Annotated in this window: 1 protein-coding gene and 1 pseudogene; both read left to right on the forward strand. The window is 73.4% G+C overall.

Annotated features, from left to right (window positions below):
• Positions 1 to 366 (forward strand): annotated as a pseudogene (locus tag MFF42_RS06210) (hypothetical protein); the annotation flags it as partial.
• Positions 367 to 372: 6 nt separating this feature from the next.
• The gene (locus MFF42_RS06215; protein ID WP_238254968.1) at positions 373 to 2,526 is read left to right on the forward strand and encodes a glycosyltransferase family 2 protein; all 2,154 of its coding nucleotides are present in this window, start codon (positions 373 to 375) and stop codon (positions 2,524 to 2,526) included.
• Positions 2,527 to 2,696 lie beyond the last annotated feature (170 nt).

Raw genomic sequence — 2,696 nt, forward strand, 5'->3', positions numbered from 1 at the left:
GTGATAGGCCGGTTCCGGCATCATCCGGAACCGGCCTATCACCTGCTCTACAACCCCCTGACCCGCCAGCTCAGCACCCACGTGCCGGAGGACCGGCTGATGCCGGCGAGCTCGATCATCGCGGTCGAGGTCCTGTCGCGCATCGACGTCGTCGGCCACCGCGACTACTTCGAGGCGTTCATGGCCTCGGTGTTCCACCATATCGGGATCGACGCCCCGCTGCCGCTGCCGCTGCCGATTCCCAACGAGACGCTGGCGCTCGCCGAGCTGCTGCGCGGGATGCGCTTCGCCCGCGACATGGTCGTCTACGACACGGTGCTGAGCGACGCCGTGCGGGCCTCGGTCTCGAAGAACTGGGAGGCCTGAGGCGCGATGGCGGAGCGGGCCGGCCCCCACGTCACGCTCGCGGGCCGGGCGCTGCCGGTGACGGGCGCGGACGGGGCCGACCTGCGCATCGACCTCGCCGGCGCGGGCCTCGGCGGCGTCTGGGTCAGCGTGACCTGGCGCGATGCCGGCAGCGGCGGCATCGCCCGCGCCCTCCTCAGCGCCGTCTCCGGTGATGGCGGGAGCGCGGCGCTGGTCGAGGAGCCGCTCGGCGGCGACGCCTTCGCCTGGACCGGCCGGCTGCCGCCGGACGTCGCGACCTTGCGCCTGACGGCCCTGTCGCGGACCAATCCCTTCCGGCTGCAGGATCTCACGATCACCCGCCGCGGGCGCCTCGGGATCGTGGCGCGGGCGGGCCGCCGCCAGCCCGGCCTCACGGCGCGGGCGGTCTACTGGCGCCTCCTCGGCCTGAAGCTGCGCGCCCGCGGGCTGATCGGGCAGGCCCTCGCCCACCGGTCCGAGACCGGCTACGCCGCCTGGATCGCCCGTTTCGACCGCCTCACGGCGGCCGAGCGCGCGCGGATCCGCGCCGAGATCGCGGGCTGGGAGGCGCCCCCGCTCATCTCCGTCCTGATGCCGGTGCACGATCCCGACCCGCGCGTGCTGGAGGCGGCGATCCGCTCGGTGCGGGGCCAGCTCTACCCGGCCTGGGAACTCTGCATCGCCGACGACGCCTCCACCGATCCGCGCATCCCGAAACTGATCGCCCGCCACGCCGCCGAGGAGCCGCGCATCCGCGCCCTGCGCCGGCCGGAGAACGGCCATATCGCCCGGGCGACCAACGACGCCCTGAGCCTCGCGGGCGGCGCCTACGCCGCCTTCCTCGACCACGACGACCTCCTCTCCGAGAACGCCCTCTTCGAGGTGGCCGCCGCCCTCCGGGCCGACCCAGCGCTGGAGCTGATCTACAGCGACGAGGACAAGGTCGAAGGCCGTGGCCGCCGCTTCGAGCCGCATTTCAAGCCGGGCTACGACCGCGAATTGCTCTGGGCGCAGAACTACGTGAACCATCTCTGCGTCGTCCGCACGCAGACGCTGCGCCGGCTCGGCGGCCTGCGCCCCGGCTTCGAGGGCAGCCAGGACCACGACCTGCTCCTGCGCCTCACCGAGGGGCTCGACGCCGCGCGGGTGCGCCACATCCCGAAGGTGCTCTATCACTGGCGGGCCGCGGCCGGCTCCGGCACCTTCTCGGATCGGGCGCTCGCGCGGGCCGAGGAGGCACGCCTGCGGGCGCTCGCCGAGGTGGCCGCGCGCAAGGGCGCAAGGGCCGAGCGGGGGCCGGAGGGGTTCAACCGGCTCGTGCGCCCGCTGCCGGAGCCGCCGCCGCTCGTTACGGTCGTCATCCCGACCCGCGACCGGGCAGAGCTGCTCGGGGTCGTCCTCGACGGGCTGTTCGCGCGCACCGACTACCCGGCCCTCGACGTCGTCGTCGTCGATAACGGCAGCACCGAGCCGGCGACGCGGGACCTGTTCGCGCGCTACGCCGCCGAGCCGCGCTTGCGCGTGCTGCCCGCGCCGGGCCCGTTCAACTTCTCGGACCTGTCGAACCGGGGCGCGGCGGCGGCGCGGGGCACGATCCTCCTGTTCCTCAACAACGACATCGAGGTGCTGGAGCCGGGCTGGCTCACCGAACTCGCCTCGATCGCGAGCGATCCGGAGATCGGGGCGGTCGGCGCGAAGCTCCTCTATCCCGACGGCACGATCCAGCACGGCGGGATCGTGCTCGGAATCGGCGGGATCGCCGGCCACAGCCATCTCGGCCTGCCGGGCCACGAGCCCGGCTCCTTCGCGCGGATGCTGCTGTCGCAGGAGGTCTCCGCCGTGACCGGCGCCTGCCTCGCCGTGCGCGCACAAGTCTTTTCCGAGGTCGGCGGCTTCGACGCCGCGCATCTGGCGGTCGCCTTCAACGACGTGGACCTGTGCCTCAGGATCCGCGCCGCCGGCTACCGCATCGTCTGGACGCCGCATGCCCGCCTCGTCCACCACGAGTCGAAGAGCCGGGGCGCCGAGGACACGCCGGAGAAGCGCGCCCGCTTCGAGGCCGAATCGCGGGTGATGCGCGAGCGCTGGGAGCCGGTGCTGCGGGCCGACCCGTACTACAACCCGAATTTTTCCCGCGCCGCGGCGCATTACCGGCTGTAGCGCGACCGCGGCAGGGGCGGCGGGCGGTTTGCGCGGGCGCGGAACCGGGCTACACTGCACCGCAACATACCGGACGGCTCCGGTGGCCCGGCGGAGACATCGATGCGCATCGCGATGATTGGCTCGGGCTATGTCGGCCTGGTGTCGGGCGCCTGCCTCGCCGATTTCGG

The sequence above is a fragment of the Methylorubrum podarium genome (genome assembly GCF_022179745.1).
Classification (GTDB): domain Bacteria; phylum Pseudomonadota; class Alphaproteobacteria; order Rhizobiales; family Beijerinckiaceae; genus Methylobacterium; species Methylobacterium podarium.